Origin of the sequence: Aeromonas sp. S16(2024) (assembly GCF_041403065.1) — a bacterium.
Taxonomy (GTDB): Bacteria; Pseudomonadota; Gammaproteobacteria; order Enterobacterales; family Aeromonadaceae; genus Aeromonas.
Map to the genome: position 1 here is coordinate 1 of NZ_JBGLQX010000016.1, position 26030 is coordinate 26030.

Below are 26030 nucleotides of genomic sequence, written 5' to 3' on the forward strand. Positions count from 1 at the left end.
CCGGCGTGTTCCGCCGTGCTGGTAGGGGCGCATTATAGGGAGCCGGATCACGATGACAAGGGATTTTTTGAAGAAAGTCACGGAAACTTCAAATTATCCAGTTAGAAACAGCTTACCCAGTGTATATATACAATGTTATCCACAAGCCAATGATTTCAGTTCTGTTTTATTGGCATTTAACCGGGTCTTCCTTGCTTAAGGAATGCCATACTGAAGCGGATAATGTGTCCCAAGTGGTCCATGGTAGCGTCCTGTCGTAAAGCTGGTTACCATGGAGGTGAATAGAGTGTTGCACCTTTTTTGCTTTCATTTACAAAAGGTCTTTAAAGATGAATTTATCCAAGTTTCCCGTTTATGTGCAGGCGGCCGTTCTCGCTCTGGTGTTGGCGCTGGTCGGTTATCTGGTTGCCCAGGCCCTGCAGTTTTCCCTGAAAGCCGAAGTCATTTTTGCCGTAGGTCTGGCCATTGGTGGTTTTGTAGTACCGCTGTTCCTTAACCGGGCTCCTGCCGCTGTGGCCGAGCAGAATGCCAGCCAAGAGACATGCACCTTATATGTAGGCAACCTGCCCTACCGTGCCAACGAGATTGCCGTGCGCGAGCTCTTTGCCGAGCAGGGCCTGGTGATTTCCGTCCGTCTGATGAAAGACAAGGCCACTGGCAAGCGCAGGGGCTTCGGATTTGTTGAGATGCCGGTCGCCGATGCGGCCAAGGCCATAGCGGCGCTCAATGACAAGGAGTATCAGCAGCGCACCCTCAAGGTACGTGAAGCCAACGACAAGCGGGACAGGGATGAGAGGGAAGGCGCCGACGTCGACGCCTGAAGACTCAGCACAGCACCTCTTCGAGTGATGACAGCCCCCATGCTTCCAAGGGGGCTGTCAGTTTTTGGGCCCGGGCATCCAGCAGGCTGCAATAGGCGCGGCCCTGTCCTTCACCGGTGAGGGCGGATGGAAGCGCGGCCAGCAGATGGGCCACCCGTCTTGCCACCGCATTGCCCGAGTCCACCAGTTGGCACTCCGGCATCAGTTGCCGGATTTCATCCCCCAGCAGCGGGAAATGGGTGCAGCCCAACACCAGGGTATCCGGCCTCTCCTCCCCTTCCATCCAGTCAGCCAGCACCTCTCGCAGCAACCCCATGTTGACCGGCTGTCCCGCCAGCTTGCGCTCGGCCTCGATCACCAGCTCGGTTGCCCCCTTGAGCAACACCCGCTTGCCCGGCGCGAACTGGGCGATGAGCTCGTGGGTATATTCGCGGCTGACGGTGCCCGGGGTTGCCAGCAAACCGATGCAGCCATTGCGGGTCAGGGCGGCGGCAGGCTTGATGGCAGGCACCACGCCCACCACAGGAATGCTCAGGGTGGCTCGCAGGGATGGCAGGGCTATGGTGCTGGCGGTGTTGCAGGCGATCACCACCAGATCGATGGCGTGTTCGGCCACCATGTGGCTGACCAAGCCGGTGCAGGCAGAGATCAGCTCTGGTTCGCTCAGCTCGCCATAGGGGAAGTGGGCGTTGTCGAAGCAGTAGAAATAGTTGTGCGCCGGCAGGGTGCGACGGATCTCCCCATAGACGGTCAAGCCGCCCATACCGGAGTCGAACACGAGAATATTGGCCACCAGAGCTCCCCCTTGGATGCGAGTCGGCGATCATACTCCCGCCGGCGGCCAATAGAAAAGGCCCCGTACAGGACGGGGCCTCGCTTTTTCCTCTCTATATAAGCAGAGCAGCGGATCAGAGACGGTAGTCGGCGGTCAGCTTGAACTCGGTGCCCGGTGAGGCATAGCCATAGGCCGGGACATAGTCACGATCGAACAGGTTGTCGATGCGACCGCCCAGGGTCAGCGCAGGCGTCACCCCGTAGCTGGCCCCCAGATTGACCAGGGTGTAAGAGCTCAACACCACCCGCTCTGCTGGGAAGCTGCTGAAGTTCTTGTCGTCACGCTTGCCCACGTAGAGCAGCTCGGTCGACAGATCCACCGGGCCCAGCTGTACCTGTGTCAGCCAGCTCGCCTTCTGCTTGGCGCGGCGCAGCAGCGGCTGACCGCCGTCGTTCTTGTCTTCGGTCTTGGTGTAATCGAAGCTCAGGTCATGATGGAGCGGACCGGTTTCCAGCCCCAGCGCTACTTCCACGCCGCGGATCTCGGCATCCGTGTTGTCCGGCTTGCAGTTGGAGAAGGCGCTCTGGCAGGAGATCAGGTTCTGGATCTGGTTGCGATAGAGGTTCACTGACCAATCCCAGGCGGTGTAACGGCCGGAGAAGTCCAGCTCCAGGTTCTTGCTCTCTTCCGGCTTCAGATCCGGGTTCTCATAACCGGGATAGTAGAGATCGAGGAAGGTCGGTGCCTTGAAGCCGGTGCCGTAGCTCAAGCGCACATTGTGGTTGTCGTCGATGTCCAGCCCGCTGGCGGCGGACCAGGTGTTGTGGCGGCCATACTGCTCGTTGTCATCGGTGCGGCCGGACAGCTCCCACAGCAGGGCCTGCCAGCGATAACTGCCCACCGCAAACAGACCTGTGTTGTCGCGATCCGGGGCATTGAAGGCCTGACCATAGCTGCGCGAATCGGACTTCATCTGCTCCTGCTGCCAGTCGGCGCCACCGGTCAGGTTGAGCCCCTCGATGCCGCTCCAGCTGTTGATCCAGGAGAAGCGGGTCAAGCCGGTGTGGATCGGCTGGGCACTGGATTCCCCCTGACTCTCCAGCCAGCTCTTCAGCTTGTTCTCGCCATAGCTGGCTTCCAACCGGCTGGTCAGGGTCGCGCTCTGGAACTTGAGGCCACCGTCGTACTGGAAGGCCTTCACCCGGCTCTGGTCGGCCGACTGATAGGCGTCGTCCATCTCGGTCTGGTTGTCATAACCCTGGGCGTTGAAATCGGCACTCCAGGCGTCGTTGAAGGCATGGTTCATCCCGACCTGGCCATTGAGGCTGTCGAAACCGTCCCGATCCGGCTGCTGGGCACCGGCCACCACGTCGAACCCATCGGTCCGCTCATAGCCCACCAGCAGGTTCATGTCGGTCTGCTGGCCCAGGGCCTGCACGGTACGCAGTTGGCCCTGACCATAACCATGGCTGCCTGCGCCCCCCTTCAGGTGGGTCTCGCTGCCACTCTTGGCGGAGGTCTTGGTGATGAGGTTGATGACGCCACCTATGGCATCGGAACCGTAGACGGCGGCGCGCGGCCCGCGGATGTACTCGACCCGCTCTATGTTGCCGAGGGGGATCTGGCTGAGATCCGGCGTGCCGGCCACCATGGCGGCGATGGGACGGCCATTCATCAGCACCAGGGAGTGGTTGGAGTTGGTGCCGCGGATGAAGAGGCTGCTGATATGGCCACGGCCACCCAGGGTGGTGATCTGTACCCCGGGCAGGGTCTTGAGCAGATCCGTCAGGCTCGATACCTGGCGGGATTCGATCTCGGCGCGATCGATCACTACCACGGGAGCCAGCACAGAACTGACGGGTTGTTCCACCCGGTTGGCGGTGACCACCATAGTGTCATTGGCAGGAAGGGAAGACTGGGCAAAGGCCGCCGTTGGCAACAGGGCAGCCGCCAATAATTTCTTGGACATGAGAGATCCTTAAGTTCGCGTAAGCATCTACTTCGTGGCCGGTTTCTCTCGGCCCGAAATACGAACTTTGGCAGGTCTTCGGGCTTGGGGGCTGATGGCCTACGGCGACGGCTTCCCACCTGACGGCAGTGCCCTGATGTCGCTTCGTTCCCCCTTACCGCTGCGCGCCAGCTCCGGATTCTCACCGGATTCCCTTTTAAGCATGATGCGCCAAAGCGGGGGGATTATAGGCAGAGCAGGATTGGATGTATAGCCATCTGGATTGCTGTCATCACTTTTTCCCACCAGAGGGTGTCGAGTGGCACAATTACTGCCCTGCGCCTCTGTCATGGCCTCAGTTAGGCGCAATCCGAAGGGGTCAGACGCAAGAAATGTTGAGCCAGGTCCCACGGCTTTTTGGTAACATGCGGCAAACGTTTGACACCCCCGAGGAAGCCGTAATGACGACCCCCCCAATGATCGGCCTGGTAATGGGCTCTGACTCCGACTGGCCCGTGATGCAAGCGGCAGCCCGCATCCTCAAGGAGCACGGCGTGCCCTATGAGGCGCGTGTCGTCTCCGCCCATCGCACCCCGGATCTGCTGTTCGAATATGCCGCCAGTGCTCGCGAACGCGGCCTGCGCGCCATCATCGCCGGGGCCGGCGGGGCCGCCCACCTGCCGGGCATGCTGGCCGCCAAGACCACGGTGCCTGTGCTGGGTGTGCCCATCCCGACCCGTCAGCTCAAGGGGATGGACTCTCTGCTCTCCATAGTGCAGATGCCCAAGGGGGTGCCGGTCGCCACCTTCGCCATCGGCGAGGCGGGGGCCGCCAACGCCGGTCTGTTTGCCGTCTCCCTGCTGTCGGTTGCCCAGGATGGCGACGCCCCTCGCTATCACCAGCAGCTCGACAGCTTCCGCGCCAACGAGCGCGATCGGGTGCTGGCCCTGCAACTGGAGGACCCGGCATGATACTGCCCCCCGCTACCCTCGGCATGCTGGGGGGCGGCCAGCTCGGCCGCTATTTCGTGATGTCGGCCCATCGCCTCGGTTATCAGGTGATAGTGCTGGATCCGGATCCCGCCAGCATCGCCGGCGCCGCGGCCGACGCCCAGATAGTGGCGGCCTATGACGACGCCGAGGCGCTGCGCGATCTGGCCAGTCGCTGTGATGCCGTCACCTGCGAGTTCGAGAACGTGCCGGCCGCCTCCCTGGCCCTGCTGGAGCAGCACCTGCCGGTGCGCCCTGCGGCCAGCGCAGTGCGCGTCTGCCAGGATCGCCGGGAAGAGAAAGCCTTCCTGACCCGCGCCGGCGTGCCGGTCGCCCCGAACCTGACTCTGCTGCCGGGCGAGCCGCTGCCGGCCCTGCCCAGCGACCTCTTCCCCGCCATTCTCAAGACGGCCCGCGAAGGCTATGACGGCAAGGGACAGTGGACTATCCACCAGGCCGACGAGCTGCCAGCGGCCCTGGCCGCCAGCGGCGTGCCCTGCGTGCTGGAGAAGCGCCTGCCGCTGGAAGGGGAGTTTGCCCTCACCCTGGCCCGCAGCCCGAGCGGTGCCATCAGCGCCCTGCCCCTGGTGCAGAACTGGCACAGCGGCGGCATCCTGGATCAGACCCGCTCCCCGGCCAATGTGCCCGCCCTGGAGGCGGAAGCCCAGCGCATCGCCGAGCACATCATCGCCGCCCTCGACTATGTGGGGGTGCTGACGGTGGAGTTTTTCCTGGTCGGCGGCGCGCTGCTGGTCAACGAGATGGCGCCCCGCCCCCACAACTCCGGCCACCCCAGCATCGACAACGCCGGTTGCAGCCAGTTCGAGCTGCAGGTGCGTGCCCTGTGCGATCTGCCGCTGCCGGCAAAAGCCGAGGTGTGCCCCGCCATCCTGCTCAACCTGCTCGGGGATCTGTGGCAGGACGGCACCCCTGACTGGGCCGGCGCCCTGGCCCTGCCCGGCGTGCACCTGCACCTCTATGGCAAGGGCGACGCCCGCCCCGGCCGCAAGATGGGCCATGTGACAGTCACCGGCCGCGACTGGCCTGCGGTCGAGGCCACCGTGCACCAGTTGCGCGCCCTGATGGGACTGCCGCCGCGCTAAGCGCCGCTGGTACCAACGAAAAGACCCGGGCCAATGCCCGGGTCTTTTTTATGGTGATGTCTTCAGACGAGGGGGTCAGATCCGTTCGGCAGAAACCGCAACGGGAGCCGGCAGCCGTATGGTGAGGGAGAGCACCAGGGCCACCACCAGCAACACCAGAATCAGGTTGAAGGTCGCCATGAAGCCGCCAAACAGAGAGGCCACGATGGAGCCTATGATGCTGCCCAGCCCAAAGCCCAGATAGATGACGCCGTAGTTCTTGGTCAGGTTGTTGAGCCCGAAGAAGTCGCTCACCAGCGAAGGGTAGACTGTGATGGTGCCGCCGAAGCTGAAGGCGACGCAGGCCACCGCCACGAAGAAGAGGTTGGCATTGAGCGGCACAAAGAGCAGCAATCCCATGCCGGCCAGGGTGATCAGCTGGGCTATGGTGATGACACGGATGCGGGACATCTTGTCGGACAGTATGCCCAGCACCAGACGGCCACCGAGGTTGGCCATGGCGATGATGGCGACGGCGTTGGCGGCCACCACGGCTGGCAGACCCACCATCTTCTCGCCGATGTCCTTGGCCACGCCGATGACGTAGAGGCCGCTCATGCAGGCGGTGAGGAACATCAGTGCCAGCATCCAGTACTGGGGCTTGCGCATCGCCTCGGCCAGGGTGAAATCGCGGCTCTCGGTCTGCTGCACGGAAGCGGCCTGCTGGGGCGCATCCTTCATCAGCATGCCGCCCACCAGCACCATGGACATGGCGATCAGCCCCCACAGCTGGAAGGTCGCCTCCAGCCCGTTGTTCGACAGCAGTAGCAGGTTGATGTACTTGAAGCCGAGACTGCCGAGGCCATAGGCACCGATGGAGCAGGCGGAGATGAGCCCCTTGCGCTCCGGGAACCACTTCACGCAGTTGGAGAGGGTCATCAGGTAGCCGGTCCCGTCGGCGAAGCCCACCAGAATGCCGGCGCAGAGGTAGAGCATGGCCAGATTGCTGGCATGGGCGGTGAGGAAGAAGCCGATGCCGAGCAGCACGCCGGCCCCCAGGGTGACGTTGCGCACCCCGAACCGCTCCTGCAGCTTGCCCGCCAGGGAGGAGGCCACCGCCAGGGAGAGGCTGAGCAGGCCGAAGGCGAAGGCCACCTGGCTCACCGGCTCGTCCAGCTTGTCGGAGAGCTGGGCGTTGAACAGACTCCAGGTGTAAACGGATCCCAGCGCGAACTGGGTGATGATGGTCCCCAACAGGGTGAGGTAGCGGGTGCGATTCAGATCGATGGTCATGATGCGTCTCGGTCGATGGCCTTAAGGAAACTGGGGCCACTATAGGCAAGACGCCACTCCCGCCGACCGATTAAGGCATGAAATGCAGATCGGCGGGCATGAATGACAATCAGAGCCGCATCAGCTGACGGAACGCCTTGATGTTGCTGCGACTGACCGGCACCTCGAACGGCAGATCATGGAGCCGGATGAGATAAGTGCTGTTGAACCAGGGGACGATTTCGCGGATCTTGTTGATGTTGACGCAGTAGGAGCGGTGGCAGCGAAAGAACCCCTCCGCCGGCAAGCGGCTGACAAACTCGCTGAGAGCCATGGTCATTACGTAGCGATCGGTGCGGGTGTAGACATGGGTGAGCTTTTCGTCCGCTTCCGCGTAGTAGATCTGCTCGCAAGGGGTGACTATGATGCGCTCCCCCTTCACCAGATTGACGGTGCGATTGTGCGGGATGCTCACCTCCCCCTGCCCCGGCTGCGACTTGCCCGCATGCTCGAGCTTTTGCAGCAGATTGATGATGCGCGGCTCGTTGTAGGGCTTGAGGATATAGTCGAACGCCTCCAGCTCGAACGCCTCCACCGCGAACTCCTTGTAGGCGGTGACGAAGACGATATGGGGCGGATGGCTCGACTTGTGCAGGTTCTTGGCCAGCAGCAGGCCGTCGATGGAGGGGATCTGGATATCCAGGAACACCACGTCCACCTCGTGATCCTGCAGGTACTTGAACGCCTCCAGCCCATCCTCGAAGCTTGCCACTATCTCGATCTGGCTGTGCTGGTTCACCAGATAGATCAGCTCCTCGCGAGCCAGATATTCGTCTTCCACTATGATGGCTTTCAGCATGGCATTGCCCCCTGAAGGCGCGCAGGAGAGGCCAGCACCACCCGTATCAAACATTCATCTTCGACAATGATGGCTTTCAGCATGACAACCCCTCTCGCAGCACACACTTATCTTCAACCATGATGGCCCTCAGCATGGCATCGCCTCCTGATCCGGCAGATAGAAACAGACTTCGGTTCCCGGCTCCAGCCGCTTGAGGTGCAGGCCGTCCCCGTACAGCAGCTTGACCCGCTGATGCACGTTCATCAGGCCTATGCTGCGACTCTCCACCCGGCCGGCGGCCACCCCGTCGATCACCGCCTGGCTGATGCCGTAGCCGGTGTCGCGCACCGCCACCCGAATCCCCCCCGCCAGCTGCTTCACCTCGATAGTGACCCGGCCAGGCGCGCTGCGGGGCTGGATGCCGTGCAGGATGGCGTTTTCCACCAGGGGCTGCAACAGCAGGCTCGGCACCTGGATGTGGACGTCGTCCACCTCGAACACCACCTCCAGCTTGTCCCCGAAGCGGGCCTGCTCGATGGCCACGTAGTCGCGCACCTGCTGCAGCTCCTCCTGGATGTCGATGAGCTCGTCCCCCTTGTTGAGGTTGTAGCGCAGATAGTCCGCCAGATTGGCGATCAGCTGGCGCGCCTGCTGGGGCCGGATGCGGATCAAGGACGAGATGGCGTTGAGGGCATTGAACAGGAAGTGCGGGTTGATCTTGCTCTGCAGGGCGGTGAACTCCGCCTTGCGGGTCATCTCTTTCAGTTGTTCGATGCGCGACACCTCCATCTGGGTGGAGATGAGCTGGGAGAGGCCCACCGCCATCTCCTTGAGGGAGCTGGTGATGCTGTGGGTACGGCGATAGTAGATCTTGAGGGTACCGCTGACGGCGCCGTTTTCCCGCAGCGGGATGATGATGACAGAGTGAAAATCGGAGAGGTGATACTGGCGCAGATCGTTGTTGATGATGATCTGGTCCAGCAGCACGGCTCTCTGGGTCATGTCGCTGATGGCGTGGTGCTCGTCCAGCTCGTAGTAATCCTTGCCCACCCCCACGTAGGCCAGCACGTCCCGGGTGTCGGTAATGGCCACCGCATCGGCGTCGATCTCGCGCCGGATCACGGCGCACACCTGACCGAGAGAGTGGCGATCTATGTTCTGGAAGAAGGGCAGCGTCTGGTTCGCTATGTCCAGCGCCAGCTTGGCCTGCTTGGCGGCAATCAGCTCCTTCTCGTCGTCCAGATCCTGCACCAGCTTGATGATGAGACCGATGCAGAGGGTCCCGGCGATCATGGGATAGGCGATGTGGCTGACGATCTCCACACCCACGGCATGGGGCTCGGTCAGCAGCCAGATCAGCAGCATGGTCAGCCCCTCGCAGGCCATGCCCGCCAGTATGCCGTAGAGCCAGAGTCGCGACTTGCGGCATCTCAGGTGCAACCAGGTCGCCAGCAGACCGGCGATGATGCTGGCGATGAGGCAAGGGATGGAGGTGTGACCATCCATGTCGATGAGGTAACGGTGCAAGCCGGAGATGACCCCGGCCGGGATGCCGACCCAGGGGCCGAACAGTATGCCGCCCGAGATGATGGCGATGATCCGCACGTTGATCAGCGCCCCCTCCACCGGAATGCCGGTGTAGGTGCTGAACACCGCAAACAGGCCGAAGATGGCGGCCACCAGCACCAGCTCAGCCGGGGTGTGATCCCGCTTCTGGAACAGTCGCTGGAACGGCCTTGTACGGGTCAGGAGGAAGAGCGTCATCAGCATCAGCGCCGCCCGTTCAAACACCGCCAACAACATCATCTGATTTTCGAGCATGGGGCCCTCCGGCCTATGGCCACAAAGGGGCGCACTATAGAAGGAATCTGGCCGTGGACGGCTGACCCCGATCAAATCAGGGACATGAGACCACGGCGGCAGGATTGAAAAGAGAGAGGCCCTCTCATCGGGCCCTAGTGTACCGCAGGCAGGTGCCGGGGAGGCATAGCGCTGCCATATTCAGCCCGATGGAGCAGGAAAGGACGGGCTCAGGACGACAGGGTCGCCAGCCTGGCCGCGAAGCCCATGAAGAAGAGGCCGATCAGGCCGTTACCCAGCTTGGCGAGACGCGCCTTGCGCGCAAAGAAACGCGCCATCAGGGTGCCGCCGAAAATCAGCAGGGTGAGATAGACGAAGCTCATGGCCTCCAGCATGCCGGCCAGCACCAGGTAGGAGATCCAGGTGTGGGCATAGCTGAAGTCGATGAACTGCACGAAGAAGGAGACGTAAAAGAGGATCGCCTTGGGATTGGTGAGGCTTAAGGTGAGGGCCTTGGAGAAATAGCGCTCCCCCAGCTCCACCGCGGATTCCTGCCCTTCGCCCTTGGCTATGAAGTTGGCATGGAGGATCTTCACCCCCAGATAGAGCAGGTAGATGGCGCCGAGATAGCGTACCAGGGTGAACAGCAAGGGGGTGGTGCGAATGAGGGAGGCGATCCCCAGGTAGGCGCAGAAGATGAGGATGGCATCGCCGACGAAGACGCCGAGGGCGGCGCGATAGCCAGGCCCTATGCCCCGCACGGCGGCGGTGCGCAGCACATAAATCGAGTTGGGACCCGGCGCTATGATGATGAAGAAGAGCCCCACCAGATAGGTCCAGACATTGATGACTCCCAGGCTTTCGAACATGTTCCCTCCATGGCGGGCGATGGGCCGGATAGCGGCGGCAGGCTTTCTATACTAATCCGCCACGCGCCAAGCACAAGATCTGACCTGCCATCCACACACCTTCAGCATGAACGGCTTGCACGCCGATCGAGAGCAGCGCCGGCGTTCGCCCACTTTGGTTATGTCCAGATGCACCGGGATAGGGCATGGTAGAGGGAGTATGAAACAGCAGATACCTCACCCATGGACAAGACCTTGAGCACCGATACCTCTGTCACCGCGACGCCCTCGGCCGACCCCCTGAACACCACCACTTATCCGGTGATTGCCGCCATCAGCTTCTCGCACCTGTTGAACGACATGATGCAATCTGTGCTGCTGGCCATCTATCCGTTGCTCAAGCTCGGCCTCGACCTGTCGTTCACCCAGATTGGGCTCATCACCCTCACCTACCAGTTCACGGGCTCGTTGTTGCAGCCGCTGATCGGCTTCTACACAGACCGCAGGCCCATGCCGTATTCGCTGCCCCTCGGCATGGGCTTTACCCTGATCGGCTTGCTCTCCCTGTCACAGGCGGGCAGCTTTGGCGCCGTGCTGCTGTCGGCCATGCTGATCGGCATGGGCTCGTCCGTCTTCCACCCGGAATCCTCCCGGGTCGCCCGCATGGCGGCCGGCAGCCAGCCGGGCTTGGCCCAATCCCTGTTCCAGATCGGCGGCAACCTCGGCTCGGCCATAGGTCCGCTGCTCGCCGCGCTCATCATAGTGCCGCAGGGACAGGGCAGCGCGGCCTGGTTCTCGCTGTTCGCCCTGGTGGGCGTCATGGTGCTCTGCCTGGTCGGGCGCTGGTCGAGCCAGCACGGTGCCAACTTCCACAAGCGGATGAAGGCCCATGCCGGCAGCGGCCTGAGCCGCCGCCAGATCGGCTGGTCGCTGGCCATCCTGGGCCTGCTGATGTTCTCCAAATTCTTCTACATGACCAGCCTGAGCAGCTATTACACCTTCTATCTGATGGACAAGTTCAGCCTGTCGCTGGATAGCGCCCAGTTCCATCTGTTTGCCTTCCTGTTCGCCGTCGCGGCGGGCACAGTGCTCGGTGGGCCTGTCGGTGACCGCATCGGCCGCAAGCGGGTGATCTGGATCTCCATCCTGGGCGTTGCCCCCTTCACCCTGCTGCTGCCCCACGTCGACCTGTTCTGGACCTCGGTGCTCTCGGTGATCATCGGCCTCGTCCTGGCGTCGGCCTTCTCCGCCATCCTGGTCTACGCCCAGGAGCTGGTGCCCGGCAAGGTCGGCACCATCTCCGGTCTGTTCTTCGGCTTCGCCTTCGGCATGGGGGGCATAGGCGCCGCCCTGCTGGGCCAGCTGGCCGATGCGACCAGCATAGAAACCGTGTACCAGCTCTGCGCCTACCTGCCGCTGATCGGCCTGCTGACCGCTTTTTTGCCGACCATCAGAAAGGGTTAATAGATGCCCCTCACGGAAGACCGTCCATAAAAAACGCGGCCTGAGAGGCCGCGTCTGAAGTTGATGAGAACTAAGGCTGGTCAGCAATACTGCCCCGCCACCCAGCCCGATGACCAGGCCCACTGGAAGTTGTAGCCGCCGAGCCAGCCGGTCACGTCCACCACCTCGCCGACGAAGTAGAGACCGGGCACCTTGCGCGCCTCCATGGTCTTGGAGGAGAGCTCGTTGGTATCCACCCCCCCCAGGGTCACCTCGGCGGTGCGATAGCCTTCGGTGCCGTTCGGCAGTATCTGCCAGTCCCCCAGCAGGGTGGCCACCGCCTCCAGCTCCCGCTCGTTGTACTGACGCATCGGCTTGCTGTTGAGCTGTCCCAGCTCCACCAGCTTGTCGACGAAACGCTTGGGCAGCTCGCGCCCCAGCACGGTTTTCAGCTCCTGGGCCGGGTGCGCCAGCGCCCAGGCCTTGAGGGCCGCCGGGATATCCAGCTCGGGCAGCAGGTTGATGTGGATCTTCTCTCCCGCCAGCCAGAAGGAGGAGATCTGCAGTATGGCGGGGCCCGAGAGGCCGCGGTGGGTGAACAGCATGGCCTCCTTGAAGCGGGTGCCATCCTCGGCGGTCACCGCCACCGGCAGGCTGACCCCGGCGAGATCGGCGAAGGCCTCTTTCTGTTCCTGATGCAGGGTGAAAGGCACCAGACCGGCGCGGGTGGGCAGCACATTGAGGCCGAACTGCTCCGCCAGCTTGAAGCCGTAGGGGGTGGCGCCGAGTTTGGGCATGGAGAGGCCGCCGGTGGCCACCACCAGAGAGTGGCAGGCGATCTCGCCCTTGCTGGTGTCGAGCAGGAAGCCGTCATCCGTCTTGCTGACGGAGAGGATCTCGGTCTGGCACTGCAGGGTCACCCCGGCCCAGTCACACTCGGTGAGCAGTACCTCGACTATCTCCTTGGCGCTCTCGTCACAGAACAGCTGGCCCAGGGTCTTCTCGTGATAATTCACCCCGTGCCTGTCCACCAGATCGATGAAGTCCTGCTGGGTGTAGCGCGCCAGCGCCGACTTGCAGAAGTGCGGATTGCCGGAGAGGAAGGCGTGGGGACCGGCCTGATGGTTGGTGAAGTTGCAGCGACCGCCGCCGCTGATGAGGATCTTGCGGCCCGGCTTCTTGGCGTTGTCCAGCAGCAGCACGGTTCGCCCCCGATAACCGGCCTGGGCCGCACACATCAAGCCAGCCGCACCGGCCCCGATCACCACCACATCAAACTGCTTCATCATCACGCACCCATCAAAAGAAAAACGGCCCCTGCCAAGGAGCCGTCATCGCATGGCCGAAACCACAGCGGTGGTTTCATGGCTGCATCAATCGAAAACGGCCCACAAGGGGGCCGTATTGTACTGGCTGAACACTAAGTGTCCACGACTATCAGGCGTTGCCGTCCATGATGCTGGCAGGGGCGCCCTTGGCCAGCTCGGCCAGCTCCTTGTCGATGAAGTAGAGACCCTTGCCATCCTCGCCCACCAGCGACAGACGATCGACGATGCTCTTGAACAGCTTTTCCTCTTCGTGCTGCTCGGCCACGTACCACTGCAGGAAGTTGAAGGTGGAGTAGTCCTGGGTGGTGAATGCCACATGGGCCAGGCCGTTGATGCACTTGGTGATGTGGAACTCGTGCTCCAGGGTGGTGCGGAAGATGTCCCCCAGCGAGTTGAACTCGTGGGGAGGCGCATCTATGGCCCCCAGCAGCGGCATGCCGCCGGTTTCGCTCACGTAGGTGAACAGACGCTCCATGTGCTGGCGCTCCTCGGCGGCGTGCTTGCGCAGGAAGGTGGCAGCCCCTTCGAAGCCCTTGTCCTCGCACCAGGCGCTCATCTGCAGGTAGAGATTGGAGGAATAGAATTCAAGATTAATCTGCTCGTTCAACTTCTCGATCATGGCTTTGGCCAACATGATGATTCTCCACTGTGATTTGGTCACGATTGTCGCCACTGTTGCAGCCTGACGCAACCAGATACGACGGTCAGCGCTCGCAGTTGTGGCCCGGCCTCGCCTCATCCTGTCCCCCATACGGTTATAGAGAAGCAAAGAAACATGGTGTAGGTGGCGTCAGCCATTATGATGGCGCCAGTGGTCGGGGAAAGGATTCAATGAGATTCATTATGGCATTGGCGCTGCTCTGGATAACCCAGTTGCAGGCCACTCCCTCCTTGCTGGAAGAGGCAGAATTGCAGGCGGCGCGGGATCCCGTCGGCTATCTGCAACGCCTCGACGCCAGCCCGCAGCAGGACATGGAGCTGTTTTACGCCAGAGCCCCGGCCCAGGCCGCTCTGGGCCACTACCAGCAGGCCCTGCTGGACAACGCCCGCGCCCGCGAGCTGGCCAGTGCCCAGCAGGAGAGCCAGCGCCTGCTCGACTTCAGATTGCAGCAGATTGCCCTGACCCTGGATACCGAGGCCCCCGAGCAGGCCCTCCAGCTGCTGAGCCAGCTCAGGCCGGCCGTCATGGGCCATGTCCAGCAGGAGTCCGAGTGGCATGCCCTCAATGGCCTCGCCCTCTACCGTACCCAGCAGATGAAGGAGGCGATCGCCGAGCTCAAGACCGCCTTCCAGCTCAAGCAAAAAGGGCCAAGAAGCGCCCTCTCCACCCTGCAGTGTGCCCGCCTGATGATGACCCTTGGCAACCTCTATGCCGATCTCAGCCTCCATCGGGAGGCCGAAACCTATTATCAGGATGCCCTCGGGCAGATGGCGCAACTGAACGAACCCAACAGTCAGGCCATCATCCGGGCCAACATGGCGCGACTCTACATCGACATGGGGCGCCCCGACCGGGCGAGCGAGCTGCTCGATGCCCTGCTGGCCACCCCCGGGCTCTCGCCCCACTATCGCGCCATCGTCCTCGGCTACAGGGCCATGGTGTTCAACGCGCAGAGAGACTGGCACTCGGCCTGGCAGAGCCTGGAGGAGGCGCAGGCCATCTATGAGGGGCTGGGTTACCCTCAGGCCGCCTCCCGGCTGACCGAGATCCGGGCCAGAACCCTGCAGGGACGGGGGGAGACCCAGCTGGCCTTGCAACTGCTGACGGCCCAGCCAGGCCCGGTCAGCATAGAGGGCAAGGCGATGCAGGCCAGGCTGCTGGCAGACCTGGGACGCTACCCCGAGGCCTATGGTGTCATGACCCGCTACATGCAGCACTACAGACAGCACTTCAACCAGACCCTGAGCCAGCATGCCGCCGCCTTCCAGGTCGAGATGGATCTGGCCCGCAGCGAGGCCAGCAACCTGGCGTTGCAGCAGGAGAACGAGAACAAGCGCCAGCAACTGCTGTATCAGCAGAGTGCCCGCTACTACCAGCTGATGCTGGTCGTCCTGCTGGCTGGCGCCCTGATCCTGCTCGGGCTCACCACCCACAGGCTGCACCGCAGCTCGCGCCGCCTCTACAAGCTCGCCACCTTCGATCAGCTGACCGGGCTGCCGAACCGCCGCGCCTTGCTGGAGCAGCTGGAGCAGCAGTGGCAGCTGGATGCGCCACTGACCCTGCTCATCATCGACATCGACCACTTCAAGCAGATCAACGACAGGCACGGCCACCAGACCGGTGACCAGGCCATACGGCAGCTGGCCCGGGAATTGAAGAGCTGGGCACCTGACCTGCAACAGGTCGGGCGTTGGGGAGGGGAGGAGTTTCTGGTGGCCATGACGCAGGACGGCGCCACCTGCTGGCAACTGGCCGAACAGCTGAGAAACCGGATCGCCTACCTGGCCGCCCCCCACATGACCATCAGCATAGGGGTGGCGGAGCGCTCACCGGACGATGACAGCCTCAGCCAGCTGATCCACAGGGCCGACATGGCCATGTACCAGGCCAAGCGTCAGGGGCGCAACCAGACCATACTGGCACCAGCCCCCAACCAGCCTGCCTGCAACGTCGCCTGAGGCTGAGAGCCTGAAGCCATAACGTCTGCTTGATGACCGTGCATCAGACACCAGGGACGCAACCAGACTATATTGGCTGGCTCCGGCCCCCAATCAACCAGCCTGCAACGTCGCCTGACACAGGCACCTGACTCAGGGCAGCAGCTCGGTCAGGGAGGCGACATCCACTGGCGCCCCATAGTCGACGCCCGGCAGCTCGAAGCCGTTGAGCTGCATGAAGTCCTGGCGCAGCCCGGCGAAGTCTCCCAGGGCGTGGAAGTTGTCCGGCGTTACCTTGGACCAGAGCGCCGAGACGGCGGCCTGCACCGCCGGGTCGAGCTCGTGGTCATCCATCCGGATCAGGCGGTTGCCGTCGGCCACCACCCCATGGGGCCCGTACATCTTGGTGGCAAACAGCCGCTGCATCTGCTCGATGCAGCCCTCGTGCACGCCCCGCTCCTTCATCACCCCCATCAGCAGGCCCAGATAAACCGGCAACACCGGAATATAGGCGCTCGCCTTGGTCACCAGCGCCTTGCACACCGACACCCAGGCGTGACCGCCGAGCTCGGCCAGCTGCAGGTTGATGGTCTCTGCGGTGGCGTGCAGGTGCTCCTTGGCGTAGCCGATGGTGCCGTCCCGATAAAGGGGATAGGTGGATTCAGGGCCAATGTAGGAGTAGGCGACTGTCTGCACCCCTGGGGCCAGACAATCGGCCTGTTGCAACGCCTGCAGCCAGAGCTGCCAGTCCTCACCGCCCATCACGGTGACGGTGTCGCGGATCTCCTCCGGGGTCGCGGGTGCCAGGGATTGCTGCACCAGGGCGTCCTGCTCCAGATCCAGCCCCCAGCCGCTGAAGGGCTGGCCCGTGGTCTTGAGCACCGAGCGCACCTGGCGACCATCCGGCAGCACCCGAAGGCCGCTCGCCAGGGAGTAGACCACCAGATCCACCTGCCCCAGCTGCTGACGGATGGCGTCGATGGCCTGCTGGCGCAGGGCGTCCGAGAAGGCATCGCCGATCAGGTTGATGGCGATGCGACCCTCCTGCTCCGCCGCCTGGCGAAACCAGATGTTGTTGTACCAGCCCGCGCTGCCGAGCCCCTTGTCGGAGGGCCCGCGCTCGAACGAGATACCGATGGTATCGGCACAGGCACCGAAGGCGAGTGCAATGCGCGACGCCAGTCCGAACCCGGAGGAGGCCCCCAGCACCAGCACCCGTTTCGGCCCGTTGAAGGGGCCCGCCCCCTTGACGCTGGCGATCTGCTGCTGCACGGCGGCGCGGCAGCCGATGGGATGGCAGTTGCGGGCCACACAGCCCTGGATCTGGGGATGAATGATCATGAATGAATCTCCAAGGGATCGATGGAATACGGGGAGCAGCCGCAGCGAGGGTCGGCGGCATCGCCACGGGAATTGGCTAGAGCATAACCAAGAAGCCGGGGATTACCTTGATGTCGGGTGGCATAGGGGCAAGAAAAGGGGGCAGAAAAACAAGAGGGAGCACTAGGCTCCCCAAAGCGTTATTCAGATGCTTTTTGTTGTGTTGTGTTCATTGCGAAGCACGGGCACATCCTATTCCCCTCCCTGGGTCGGGGCAATAGAGTGGCTGTGATCGGCTTCAAACTCCTGTTCAAAATATGTGCGACCCTTTATCCGCAATGGCAACCAGGGAGTACGGGATTGCCATGCAAATCCTGAAACTGTGGTGACATCGCCGTTTTAGTTTCAGCGGACATTGGTATAGTGAACCCAGGATCAGTGAGGAGAATTCCCATGAGTGGAACCTATTACAAGCACATACTGGCGGCGATCGACCTATCGGAAGACAACCGCAAGGTGATCGACAAGGCGGTCGACCGGGCCCGTTCCAATGGCGCCAAGCTGTCGGTGATCCATGTGGACGTGGACCTCAAGGATCTCTACACCGAGATGATCGATATCGATATCGACAACGTGCAGGATCAGGTGATCGCCGAAGCGAAGGAGAAGCTGGAGGCCTTCCTCGCCTCGGTGGACTACCCCATAGAGAAGAAGCTGGTGATCTGCGGCGATCTGAGCGAGCGGGTCAATCAGGCGGTCAAGGATTACCAGATAGATCTGCTGGTATGCGGCCACCGCCAGAGCTTCTGGAGCCTGCTCACCTCCAGCGCCCGTCAGCTGATGAATACGGTGCCCTGCGATCTGCTGGTCGTCCCCTTGCAGAAGTGATCAAACAGGCGTAGCTTGATTTGCCATGAACATGACCATCGTCAATCACAACTACTGGTGGTGCTGCTTATAAACAGGCGGCACTGCTTTTCTATGTAATTTTTACCAAAGAAAACACCGTGACCGCCGAGAGGCGGTCATTGTTTTCATCCCTTTGTCGCCTCCCGGCCCACCCCACTGGAGAGAGTGACATGCACAACCCCGTTATCCTGACCGGCGATCGCCCCACCGGCAAACTGCACATAGGCCACTACGTCGGATCCCTGCGCCAGCGCGTCGAGGCCCAGCACCATTACCGCCAGTTCGTGATGATCGCCGATCTGCAGGCGCTGACCGACAATGGCCACAACCCGGCCAAGGTGACCGACAACGTGTTGGAGGTGATGGCCGACTACCTGGCCGCCGGCCTGGATCCGGCCAAGACCACCTTCTGCCTGCAGAGCGCCCTGCCCGCCCTCGCCGAGCTAACCACCTATTACCTCAATCTGGTCAGCGTCGCCCGGCTGGAGCGCAACCCCACCGTCAAGGCGGAGATCCAGCAAAAAGGGTTCGAGCGCAGCCTGCCTGCGGGCTTCCTGGTCTACCCGGTCAGCCAGGCTGCCGACATCACCGCCTTTCGCGCCACCCATGTGCCGGTCGGCGAGGATCAGCTGCCCATGCTGGAGCAGACCAACGAGATAGTGCGCCGCTTCAACACGCTGGTAGGAAAAGAGGTGCTGACCGAATGCCAGCCCATCCTGAGCGACACCGGACGCCTGCCCGGCATAGACGGCAAGGCCAAGATGTCCAAGTCCCTCGGCAACACCATAGAGCTCGGCATGTCGAGCGATGAGATCAAGCAGGCGGTGTTCGCCATGTATACAGACCCCAATCACCTCAAGGTGAGCGATCCGGGTCAGGTGGAGGGGAATACGGTGTTCGCCTATCTGGATGCCTTCCACCCGGACAAGGCGCTGGTGGCCGAGATGAAGGCCCACTACCAACGCGGTGGCCTCGGCGACATGCGCTGCAAGCAGGTGCTGAACGATTGTCTGCAGACCCTGCTCGCCCCCATGCGGGAGCGGCGTCAGGCGGCCATCGCCGACAAGGAGAAGCTGCTGGCTCTGCTCTATCAGGGCACCTTGCAGGCCCGCGCCCTCACCGACGAGGTACTGGCAGAGGTCAAGAGCGCCATGGGGCTGGACTACTTCGCCGGGCTGCGCTGAGTCGGCGCCCCCAGCGCGTCTGCACCGTAACGCTCGAAGGCGAGCCGGTGCAGCAGCCCCTTGAACCAGCCGATCGCCTCGTCGTGGGCGCTGAGCGGGTGGCCCGCCATCAGATAGACGATGGGAATGGCGGGCTCCAGCTGATGCAGCCGCAGCGGATAGTGGCGGCAGAAGTGGCGCCCAATCATCTCGGGCACCACCACCAGATAGCGGCCGGTCGCCATCAGCTGCGGCACCGCCATAAAGCTCGGCAACCTGACTCCAAGCTCCCGCGCCACCCCGAAGCGGGCCAGCCAGAGATCCACCATGGCCTGGCTGTGCCCCCAGCTGGAGGTGTGGATGTGGGGGCGGCTCACCAGCTCGTCCGGCCCCAGTTCATCGGGCAGCGAGCTGCCAAGCGGCGACAGGCAGACCAGGGGATTGCTGAACCACTCCTCGCGCCATAGCCGGGGCGAGAGGTGGTTGGCGCCGGCAAAGCCGATCACCAGATCCAGCTCCCCCTTCTCCAGCTCCCGCTCGTAGTCGCTGTCCGCCAGCTCGCACACCTCCAGCCGGCAATGGGGCGCCTGCTGGACCATGCGCTCTACCAGGGGCGGCACCAGGCCGTGCTCCACCGAACCCGGGGTGGCGATGCGAAACACCCGCTGGGCGCTGGCGGGATCGAATCCCTTGGCCTGGCGCAGGCCCTGCTCCAGCATGGCCAGCGCCTGGCGCACCGGCCCGGCCAGCGCCTTGGCCCGCTCGGTCGGCATCATCTCCCGCCGGCTCATCACGAACAGGGGATCATCCAGCGCCTGGCGCAATCGCCCCAGGGCATGGCTGACGGTGGACTGGGAGAGATGCAATCGTTCGGCGGCTCGGGTGACGTTGCGCTCCTGCATCAGCATGTCGAACACATTGAGCAGGTTGAGGTCGAGGCGGGAAAGGGGGAGTTCCATCGATATTGGCCATAGTTGAATGACGACAATTCATTTTTGGCATAGTAGCAGATTGCATAGAATGCGCGGGCGAATTACACGGAGATTAACATGCGTAGCTATCTGTTATTGCTGGCGATAGGCCTGTTGTGGGGCTCCCAGTTCATTTTCATGCATCAGGCCGTTACCGAACTGCCCCCCATCATGGTGGCGGCCGGTCGCGCCCTGTGCGGCAGCCTGACCCTGGGTCTGCTCTGCCTGTTCATGCGCCTCAAGAGCGAGCACACCCCCTGGCGTACCTATATGCTGATCGCCCTGCTCGATGCCACCATCCCCTTCATCATGGTGGCCTGGGGTCAGCAGTATGTGGACAGCGCCATCGCCGCCGTGGTCATGGGTTGTATCCCCTTTGTGACCATTCTGGCTGCGCCCCTGTTTATTTCTGGTGAAAGAATCACCAAGGGCGGTCTGCTCTCCGTGGTCATCGGCTTCGTCGGCGTGCTGGTGCTGTTCTGGCCGAAACTGGCCAACGGCATGAACGCCGGTCTGCTCGGTGCCATGGCCATACTGTTCGGCGCCAGCTGCTTCGCCATCGGCCTGCTGATGATCAAGCGCTTCGCCAAGGACCACCCCGTGGTGGTGGCCCGCAACATACTGATCTCGTCAGCCATCCAGCTGCTGCTGGCCGCGCCCTTCGTCACCGATCTGAGCGCCCTGACCCTGCCGAGCCAGCAGGCTATCGGTGCCGTGACCGTGCTGGGGGTGTTCTGTACCGGTCTGGTCTACTTCCTCTACATGGCGCTGATCCAGAAGGCGGGCCCGACCTTCGCCTCCTTCAGCAACTACCTGGTGCCGCTGTTCGGCGTCATGCTGGGTGCCCTCTTCCTTGGCGAGCAGGTGCACTCCACCACGGCCGTGGCACTGGCGCTGATCCTGGGCTCGGTCGCCCTGAACCAGTGGGCACAGCAGCGTCGTGCCCGTCGGGAGGCCAGCCTATGTCAGGCATCCTGACCACATTGTGCGGCGGTCTGGTACTGATAGCCGGCTGGCAGTATCGCCACCGGCTGGCCGGACTGCTCGGCCTGCTGATGCTGACCCTGCCCTGGTTCTTCGACAGCAAGCTGCAGGCCATGCTGAGCTATGCCCTGAATGCCTGAATGCCATCTCTGAATGTGTGACGAGAGTGTATCTCTCCTGTTTTTGGGACCGTTTTAAAAAAAACCTCCGATTTGTCCCCGCTACCGGCGCTCTGCGCCGGTTTTTTTATGCCGGTTTCCCACCCTCCGACCAGTAGCGGTAGCTGAGCCGCTCGTTCTTGCGTGGGCCCCTGATCTCCCAACCCAGCAGAAAACCGCCATCGGTCTGCGTCAGCTCGGCGCTGTAGTGATCCTGACCGCACAGGTGCGCCTCGGCGGTGAGCCAGCGCCCGTCTCCCTGGGGCAGCAGCTCGAACAGCAGCACCGGCGCCTGGTGGCGAAGGTGGGAGAGGCTGATCCCCCGCTCGCCGCGCTGCCACCAGAAGCTGTTGTGCATGGTGAGCACCCGGCCATGGGGCGTGGTATAGCGCCCCTGCTCCGTAAACAGCCAGCCACCCCGATGATCGGTCACCCTCACTTCCCCCTCCCCACGGCCGTTCCAGTCGGTCGCGGAACCCGCCCCGTTGCTCGCCTCGAAGGCAAACACACCTATCTGTGGCAACTGCCCCCATAAACGCTGGATCGCGCTTTCCAACTCGGCCATCATAGCGCCCTCCAAATTGACAACTGACGACAATTCAATCACATGAACTACTTGATAGGGGTTACCCTGCTCTGGTCCTTCTCCTTCAGCCTGATCGGGGTCTACCTCGCCGGCCAGGTGGACGCCTACTTCTCGGTGCTGACCCGCATCGCCCTCGCCAGCCTGGTGTTCCTGCCCTTCCTGCGCCGCCGCTGGCTGCGCCCCGATCTGGTGGTCAAGCTGATGGCGCTCGGCGCCATCCAGCTCGGCATCATGTATCTCTTCTATTACCACTCCTTCCTGCTGCTGACGGTGCCGGAAGTGCTGGTGTTCACCATCTTCACCCCCATCTACGTCACCCTGATCCACGATCTGCTGGAGGGGCGTTTCAAGCCGACCTACCTGTGGGGGGCGCTGCTGGCGGTGCTGGGGGCGGCCATCATCCGCTTCGACGGCCTGACCGAGAGCTATGTGCTGGGGTTCCTGGTGGTGCAGGGAGCCAATCTCTGCTTCGCCCTGGGCCAGGTGGGCTACAAGGTGCTGCTGGCGCGAGAGGCGCAGCAACCGCCCCAGCTGGCGGTGTTCGGCTGCTTCTATCTGGGGGCCCTGGTGATCGCCCTGCCCGCCTGGTGGCTGCTGGGCCAACCGCAATACCCGACGAGTGGATTGCAGTGGGGCATACTGCTCTGGCTGGGGGTGGGGGCATCCGGGCTCGGCTACTTCCTGTGGAACAAGGGAGCCACCCTGGTGAGCAGCGGCGTGCTGGCCATCATGAACAATGCCCTGATCCCGGCCGGTCTGCTGGTCAATCTGGTGCTCTGGGGCAAGGATACGGATCTGTTCAGGCTCAGCCTCGGCGCCCTGCTGATGCTGGCCTCCCTCTGGGTCTGCCAGCGTCAGCCGGCGCGCAGCACGGACTGACGAACCACCAGGCCTGCCGATGCAGGCCTCCTTTGAACCACAGGCGTCGGCGGGTGAGTGAGCGCTGACTAAAAATCAGCCAACCACTGTGTTGCGTTCCCGTCTGGCCTGACCGTGGCAGGAGGCCAGCCGGGCCAGCAGGTGATCGAGCTGCTCGGCGCTCTGGCTCTGCACCAGGCCTATGCTGACGGTCACTGGCCGCTCGGGCAACAGGCTGGCATCGGCGATCTCGAGACGCAGCCGTTCGGCAATCTCGAGGCCGCTCAGCCGATCGGTCTGGGACAGCATCAGGATGAAACCGTCCTCGTCCCAACGGGCGAAGGGATCTTCCCGCCGCAATTCGCGGCGCACTATGCGGGCCAGCTTGGCCAGCATGGCGTCGCAGGCGGCCTCGCCGAACAGCTGCAATATCTTGCTGCGGTGATCCACGGTGAACTGCAGCAGGCAGAAGCTGCCGCTCTCGCTGGCCAGCCGCTCGTCCAGCAGCGACTCGAAGTGACTGCGGCTCTCGAGCCCGGTGAGAGGGTCGGTGTCGTGGCGATCGTCCAGCTGGGGCATGGCCGCGTCCAGATGGCGCACCACCCCCAGCAGCTGGCCTCGTTCGTCGCGGCGCACCCGCTCTTCCAGCCGGATGTAGTGGCCCTGATGGTGCAGGATGCGGTACTCGAGCCGCAACCCGCTGCTGCGCCCCTCCCGGCAGGCGTCGATGGCCTCCCCCAGGCGGGGCCCGTCATCCGGGTGCACCCGGGCCAGCCAGCCGAGATCATCCAGCTCGTTCCCCGCCAACCCCAGCAGTTGCAGGCAGGAGGGATCGCGCCTCAGGCCCTGTTCGGCCGACCAGGTCCAGATCCCGGCCTCCAGCATCGCCATGGCTTCTGCCTTCAGCGTCACCTCAAGCGGGGTAATGACCTCAACCCCGGGAGTCTCATACCTTTCCATCACGCGCCTCGACACCGGATCTGACTGTCTGCCCAGACAGCAACACTCAATAAGTAACATTGGCGATTGCGCCGAGCAACAGGGTCAACTCGCTTTTCCCTGGTGCCCTTTCATCCACCCCAGCCACTCCCTTAGCCCTGACAGCCCTTCATCAGCGCCTGCCAACCTCCGGACACGAGGTGGAGGCCGAGATCAGCCCGTCTTGCCTTGATAGCCCGCCATCAGCGCCTGCCAACCTCCAGACACGAAATGGAGGCCGATCTCAGCCCCTCTTGCCTTGATAGCCCGCCATCAGGGCCTGCCAGTTTTCCGGCACGAAATGGAAGCTGGTATGCAGCTGGGACTCCTTGTTGAAGGAGCGCAGCAACCGCTCCAGATTGGCCTGCTGCCAGCTGCCGGGGGAGCGGATAGCCCCCTTGTCAAAATCGATCACCCACACCTTGCCCTCCTTGTCGAGCAGCAGGTTGTGGCTGTTGAGATCGGCGTGATAGACCCCGGCCTCGTGCAGCCGGCGCACCGTCTGACCCACCTTGTGCCACACCTCGTCGGCGAGCGGCCCCTGCTTGAGCAGGGCCACCAGATCCTTGGCACCGCGAATGCGCTCGATCAGGATGTCGGCGCGATAGAAGGGCCCCTGCTTGACCATGCGGGCCGCGAACGGCCGTGGCACCGGCAGCCCCTGCTCGCTCAGCTGGGCCAACAAACGGTATTCGGCCATGGCGCGGCTCGATTCCACCCCTTCGAACCAGAAGCGATCGCGCACCAGCTTGCCCACCATGCCGCCGCGATAATAGTGGCGCAGCACCAGGTGGCGCGACTCATCCTTCACGAACCAGGTCACCCCGCGGCCGATGGCAGAGCCCACCACCTGCCGATGGGTCTGCCACCAGGCCGGATCGAACAACGCGGGGGAAGGGTCGCGGAAGGCGCCTTCGGCATACCAGCAGATCTGGTTGTGGGCGGTCTGTGTCAGCATCATGAGTATTCCGGTCGATAGTGGGGCGCAATGCATCCCGTCATGGGGACTGTGCCGGTCGGGCAGCTGGCGCAATTTTACAATCCACAAGGGAGTTTGCATAATGCCATCCATCCATTTTGCCACCGTTGCGCCACATCATGCCGCTGTTCCAAACGCCGCCCTCCTCTATCTGCATCCTGCGGCTCTCCGCCATCGGGGATTGCTGCCATGCGCTGGCGCTGGTGCGCGTCATCCAGCGAGCCTGGCCACAGACTCGCATCACCTGGGTAACCGGCAAGATAGAGGCGACCCTGTTTGCCGATCTGCCCGGGGTGGAGGTGATCCCCTTCGACAAGAGCAAGGGCTGGCGTGGCTATCGCGATCTCTGGCGCACCCTCAGGGGCCGCAAATTCGATGCCCTGCTGCACCTGCAGGCGGCCCTGCGGGCCAGCATCGCCACCCTGGGCATCAGGGCCAAGATCAAACTCGGGTTCGATAAAGAGCGGGCTAACGACGGCCAGTGGCTGTTCACCAACCATCAAGTGCCGTCCCCGGCCTCTCCCCATGTGCTGGATGGCTTTCTCGCTTTCGCCAGGGAGCTTGGCATCCAGGATCTGACCCCGGACTGGCAACTGCCCATCAGCGCCGAGCATCAGGCCTGGGCCCGGGAGAAGATAGACGGCAAACCGACCCTGCTCATCTGCGCCGCCGCCAGCAAGGCGTTCAAGAACTGGACCGCCGAAGGCTATGCCGCCCTGGCGGATCACGCCGCCAGCAAGGGGTTTCAGGTCTATCTCTGCGGCGGGCCGGCCAGGCTGGAGCGGGATCTGGCTGCCGACATCCAGCGCCTGAGCCGGAGCAAACCTGTGGATCTGGTGGGGCAGACCAACCTCAAGCAACTGCTGGCACTCATCAAGGAAGCCAGCCTGGTGCTGGCCCCCGATACCGGCCCTACCCACATGGCGACCCTGGTGGGCACGCCGGTGATCGGCCTCTACGCCCATCACAACCCGGATCGCACCGGCCCCTATCTGTGCCGCGAACACGCGGTCAGCGTCTATCAGGAATTGATCGAGCAGGAGACCGGCAAGCCGCTGGCGGCGCTTGACTGGCGTACCCGCCTCAAGGATCCGGACGCCATGCGCAAGATAACCAGCGAACGGGTCATCGCAGCCTTCGATCGGCTCTGTGCCGAGCGCCAGCTGCCGGGCTGAGGGGCAACTCGGAAATTCCGAACCCTGAGGCAGGGATAATCTGATGGCCCAAGCCGAGTGCCGGGGGCAGAATAGCGGCCGATGTGGGTAACGCTCCCGCAGCAAGCAACGAATACTTTGATCGGCTGGAATATGATTCCGGCCGTTTTTTTATCCGCCCCCATCTGCTAATATTCGCCGCCTTTACAACCTCCCGACTCAAGA

General features: G+C 62.8%; 24 protein-coding genes and 1 riboswitch. Of the genes, 11 read left to right on the forward strand and 13 right to left on the reverse strand.

Translation table 11 applies throughout. The features are described 5' to 3' along the window. Positions 1–329: 329 nt before the first annotated feature. Positions 330–821 (forward strand): RNA-binding protein, encoded by a 492-nt coding sequence (locus tag ACB030_RS12960; protein ID WP_025325242.1) that lies wholly within the window; start codon positions 330–332, stop codon positions 819–821. 4 nt (positions 822–825) lie between these two features. Here the strand turns inward: ACB030_RS12960 and murI are convergent, their stop codons facing one another. Beyond that, positions 826–1614, reverse strand: coding sequence for a glutamate racemase (murI, locus tag ACB030_RS12965; RefSeq protein WP_371160306.1), 789 nt, complete (start codon positions 1612–1614; stop codon positions 826–828). 115 nt (positions 1615–1729) lie between these two features. After that, the gene (locus ACB030_RS12970; protein ID WP_371160308.1) at positions 1730–3565 is read right to left on the reverse strand and encodes a TonB-dependent receptor domain-containing protein; all 1836 of its coding nucleotides are present in this window, start codon (positions 3563–3565) and stop codon (positions 1730–1732) included. A 51-nt stretch (positions 3566–3616) separates the two neighbouring features. Next, a riboswitch (cobalamin riboswitch) is annotated at positions 3617–3795 on the reverse strand. 210 nt (positions 3796–4005) lie between these two features. On the opposite strand from ACB030_RS12970, the gene purE reads away from it, so the two are divergent. Both purE and ACB030_RS12980 read left to right on the forward strand, forming a co-directional pair. Continuing rightward, on the forward strand, positions 4006–4515 hold the full coding sequence (gene purE / locus ACB030_RS12975; protein WP_025325239.1) for a 5-(carboxyamino)imidazole ribonucleotide mutase: 510 nt from the start codon (positions 4006–4008) through the stop codon (positions 4513–4515). Beyond that, entirely contained in the window at positions 4512–5636 is a 1125-nt protein-coding gene (locus ACB030_RS12980) for a 5-(carboxyamino)imidazole ribonucleotide synthase (RefSeq protein WP_371160310.1), read from the forward strand. The genes purE and ACB030_RS12980 overlap by 4 nt, the downstream gene beginning before the upstream one ends. A gap of 75 nt (positions 5637–5711) precedes the next feature. On the opposite strand, the gene ACB030_RS12985 is transcribed toward ACB030_RS12980, so the two are convergent. The 4 genes from ACB030_RS12985 to leuE form a co-directional block, all read right to left on the reverse strand. Beyond that, entirely contained in the window at positions 5712–6908 is a 1197-nt protein-coding gene (locus tag ACB030_RS12985) for an MFS transporter (protein WP_371160312.1), read from the reverse strand. A 109-nt stretch (positions 6909–7017) separates the two neighbouring features. Further along, positions 7018–7746 (reverse strand): LytTR family DNA-binding domain-containing protein, encoded by a 729-nt coding sequence (locus tag ACB030_RS12990; protein WP_139437044.1) that lies wholly within the window; start codon positions 7744–7746, stop codon positions 7018–7020. 129 nt (positions 7747–7875) lie between these two features. Then, positions 7876–9549 (reverse strand): LytS/YhcK type 5TM receptor domain-containing protein, encoded by a 1674-nt coding sequence (locus ACB030_RS12995; protein ID WP_371160315.1) that lies wholly within the window; start codon positions 9547–9549, stop codon positions 7876–7878. A gap of 209 nt (positions 9550–9758) precedes the next feature. Beyond that, positions 9759–10397 carry a leucine efflux protein LeuE gene (gene leuE / locus ACB030_RS13000; RefSeq protein WP_171275156.1) on the reverse strand — a complete coding sequence of 213 codons (639 nt, stop codon included), beginning with the start codon at positions 10395–10397 and terminating at the stop codon, positions 9759–9761. Between the two features lie 222 nt (positions 10398–10619). Here leuE and ACB030_RS13005 point away from each other — a divergent pair, with 222 nt between their 5' ends. Continuing rightward, positions 10620–11840 (forward strand): MFS transporter, encoded by a 1221-nt coding sequence (locus ACB030_RS13005; protein ID WP_171275155.1) that lies wholly within the window; start codon positions 10620–10622, stop codon positions 11838–11840. 80 nt (positions 11841–11920) lie between these two features. On the opposite strand, the gene ACB030_RS13010 is transcribed toward ACB030_RS13005, so the two are convergent. Then, a complete protein-coding gene (locus ACB030_RS13010) occupies positions 11921–13105 on the reverse strand; it encodes an NAD(P)/FAD-dependent oxidoreductase (protein ID WP_171277162.1) in 1185 nt (394 codons plus the stop codon). Positions 13106–13256: 151 nt separating this feature from the next. After that, on the reverse strand, positions 13257–13781 hold the full coding sequence (ftnA, locus tag ACB030_RS13015) for a non-heme ferritin (protein WP_005326403.1): 525 nt from the start codon (positions 13779–13781) through the stop codon (positions 13257–13259). Positions 13782–13990: 209 nt separating this feature from the next. Here ftnA and ACB030_RS13020 point away from each other — a divergent pair, with 209 nt between their 5' ends. Continuing rightward, a complete protein-coding gene (locus ACB030_RS13020) occupies positions 13991–15766 on the forward strand; it encodes a diguanylate cyclase domain-containing protein (RefSeq protein ID WP_371160431.1) in 1776 nt (591 codons plus the stop codon). 132 nt (positions 15767–15898) lie between these two features. On the opposite strand, the gene fabV is transcribed toward ACB030_RS13020, so the two are convergent. Further along, the gene (gene fabV / locus ACB030_RS13025) at positions 15899–17086 is read right to left on the reverse strand and encodes an enoyl-ACP reductase FabV (RefSeq protein ID WP_371160320.1); all 1188 of its coding nucleotides are present in this window, start codon (positions 17084–17086) and stop codon (positions 15899–15901) included. 432 nt (positions 17087–17518) lie between these two features. Here fabV and ACB030_RS13030 point away from each other — a divergent pair, with 432 nt between their 5' ends. Beyond that, complete coding sequence (locus tag ACB030_RS13030) at positions 17519–17953, forward strand: universal stress protein (protein ID WP_025325220.1); 435 nt, start codon at positions 17519–17521, stop codon at positions 17951–17953. Positions 17954–18144: 191 nt separating this feature from the next. Beyond that, positions 18145–19158, forward strand: coding sequence for a tryptophan--tRNA ligase (trpS, locus tag ACB030_RS13035; RefSeq protein ID WP_371160322.1), 1014 nt, complete (start codon positions 18145–18147; stop codon positions 19156–19158). Here the strand turns inward: trpS and ACB030_RS13040 are convergent. Beyond that, entirely contained in the window at positions 19137–20096 is a 960-nt protein-coding gene (locus ACB030_RS13040) for a LysR substrate-binding domain-containing protein (RefSeq protein ID WP_371160324.1), read from the reverse strand. The genes trpS and ACB030_RS13040 overlap by 22 nt on opposite strands. 90 nt (positions 20097–20186) lie before the next feature. On the opposite strand from ACB030_RS13040, the gene ACB030_RS13045 reads away from it, so the two are divergent. Together ACB030_RS13045 and ACB030_RS13050 are read left to right on the forward strand one after the other, a co-directional pair. Beyond that, the gene (locus ACB030_RS13045; protein ID WP_139437058.1) at positions 20187–21086 is read left to right on the forward strand and encodes a DMT family transporter; all 900 of its coding nucleotides are present in this window, start codon (positions 20187–20189) and stop codon (positions 21084–21086) included. Next, complete coding sequence (locus ACB030_RS13050) at positions 21071–21232, forward strand: hypothetical protein (protein ID WP_005326376.1); 162 nt, start codon at positions 21071–21073, stop codon at positions 21230–21232. The genes ACB030_RS13045 and ACB030_RS13050 overlap by 16 nt, the downstream gene beginning before the upstream one ends. Before the next feature lie 106 nt (positions 21233–21338). Here ACB030_RS13050 and ACB030_RS13055 read toward each other — a convergent pair whose 3' ends face one another. Further along, positions 21339–21815, reverse strand: a complete 477-nt coding sequence (locus ACB030_RS13055) for a DUF6314 family protein (protein WP_371160433.1) — start codon at positions 21813–21815, stop codon at positions 21339–21341. A gap of 42 nt (positions 21816–21857) precedes the next feature. Here ACB030_RS13055 and ACB030_RS13060 point away from each other — a divergent pair, with 42 nt between their 5' ends. Continuing rightward, complete coding sequence (locus ACB030_RS13060) at positions 21858–22715, forward strand: carboxylate/amino acid/amine transporter (RefSeq protein WP_371160327.1); 858 nt, start codon at positions 21858–21860, stop codon at positions 22713–22715. A gap of 75 nt (positions 22716–22790) precedes the next feature. On the opposite strand, the gene ACB030_RS13065 is transcribed toward ACB030_RS13060, so the two are convergent. Beyond that, on the reverse strand, positions 22791–23654 hold the full coding sequence (locus ACB030_RS13065; protein WP_371160329.1) for a GGDEF domain-containing protein: 864 nt from the start codon (positions 23652–23654) through the stop codon (positions 22791–22793). Between the two features lie 262 nt (positions 23655–23916). Beyond that, complete coding sequence (locus ACB030_RS13070; RefSeq protein WP_371160435.1) at positions 23917–24630, reverse strand: 3-deoxy-D-manno-octulosonic acid kinase; 714 nt, start codon at positions 24628–24630, stop codon at positions 23917–23919. A 128-nt stretch (positions 24631–24758) separates the two neighbouring features. On the opposite strand from ACB030_RS13070, the gene ACB030_RS13075 reads away from it, so the two are divergent. Beyond that, on the forward strand, positions 24759–25826 hold the full coding sequence (locus tag ACB030_RS13075; protein WP_371160437.1) for a glycosyltransferase family 9 protein: 1068 nt from the start codon (positions 24759–24761) through the stop codon (positions 25824–25826). The last annotated feature ends 204 nt before the right edge of the window (positions 25827–26030 follow it).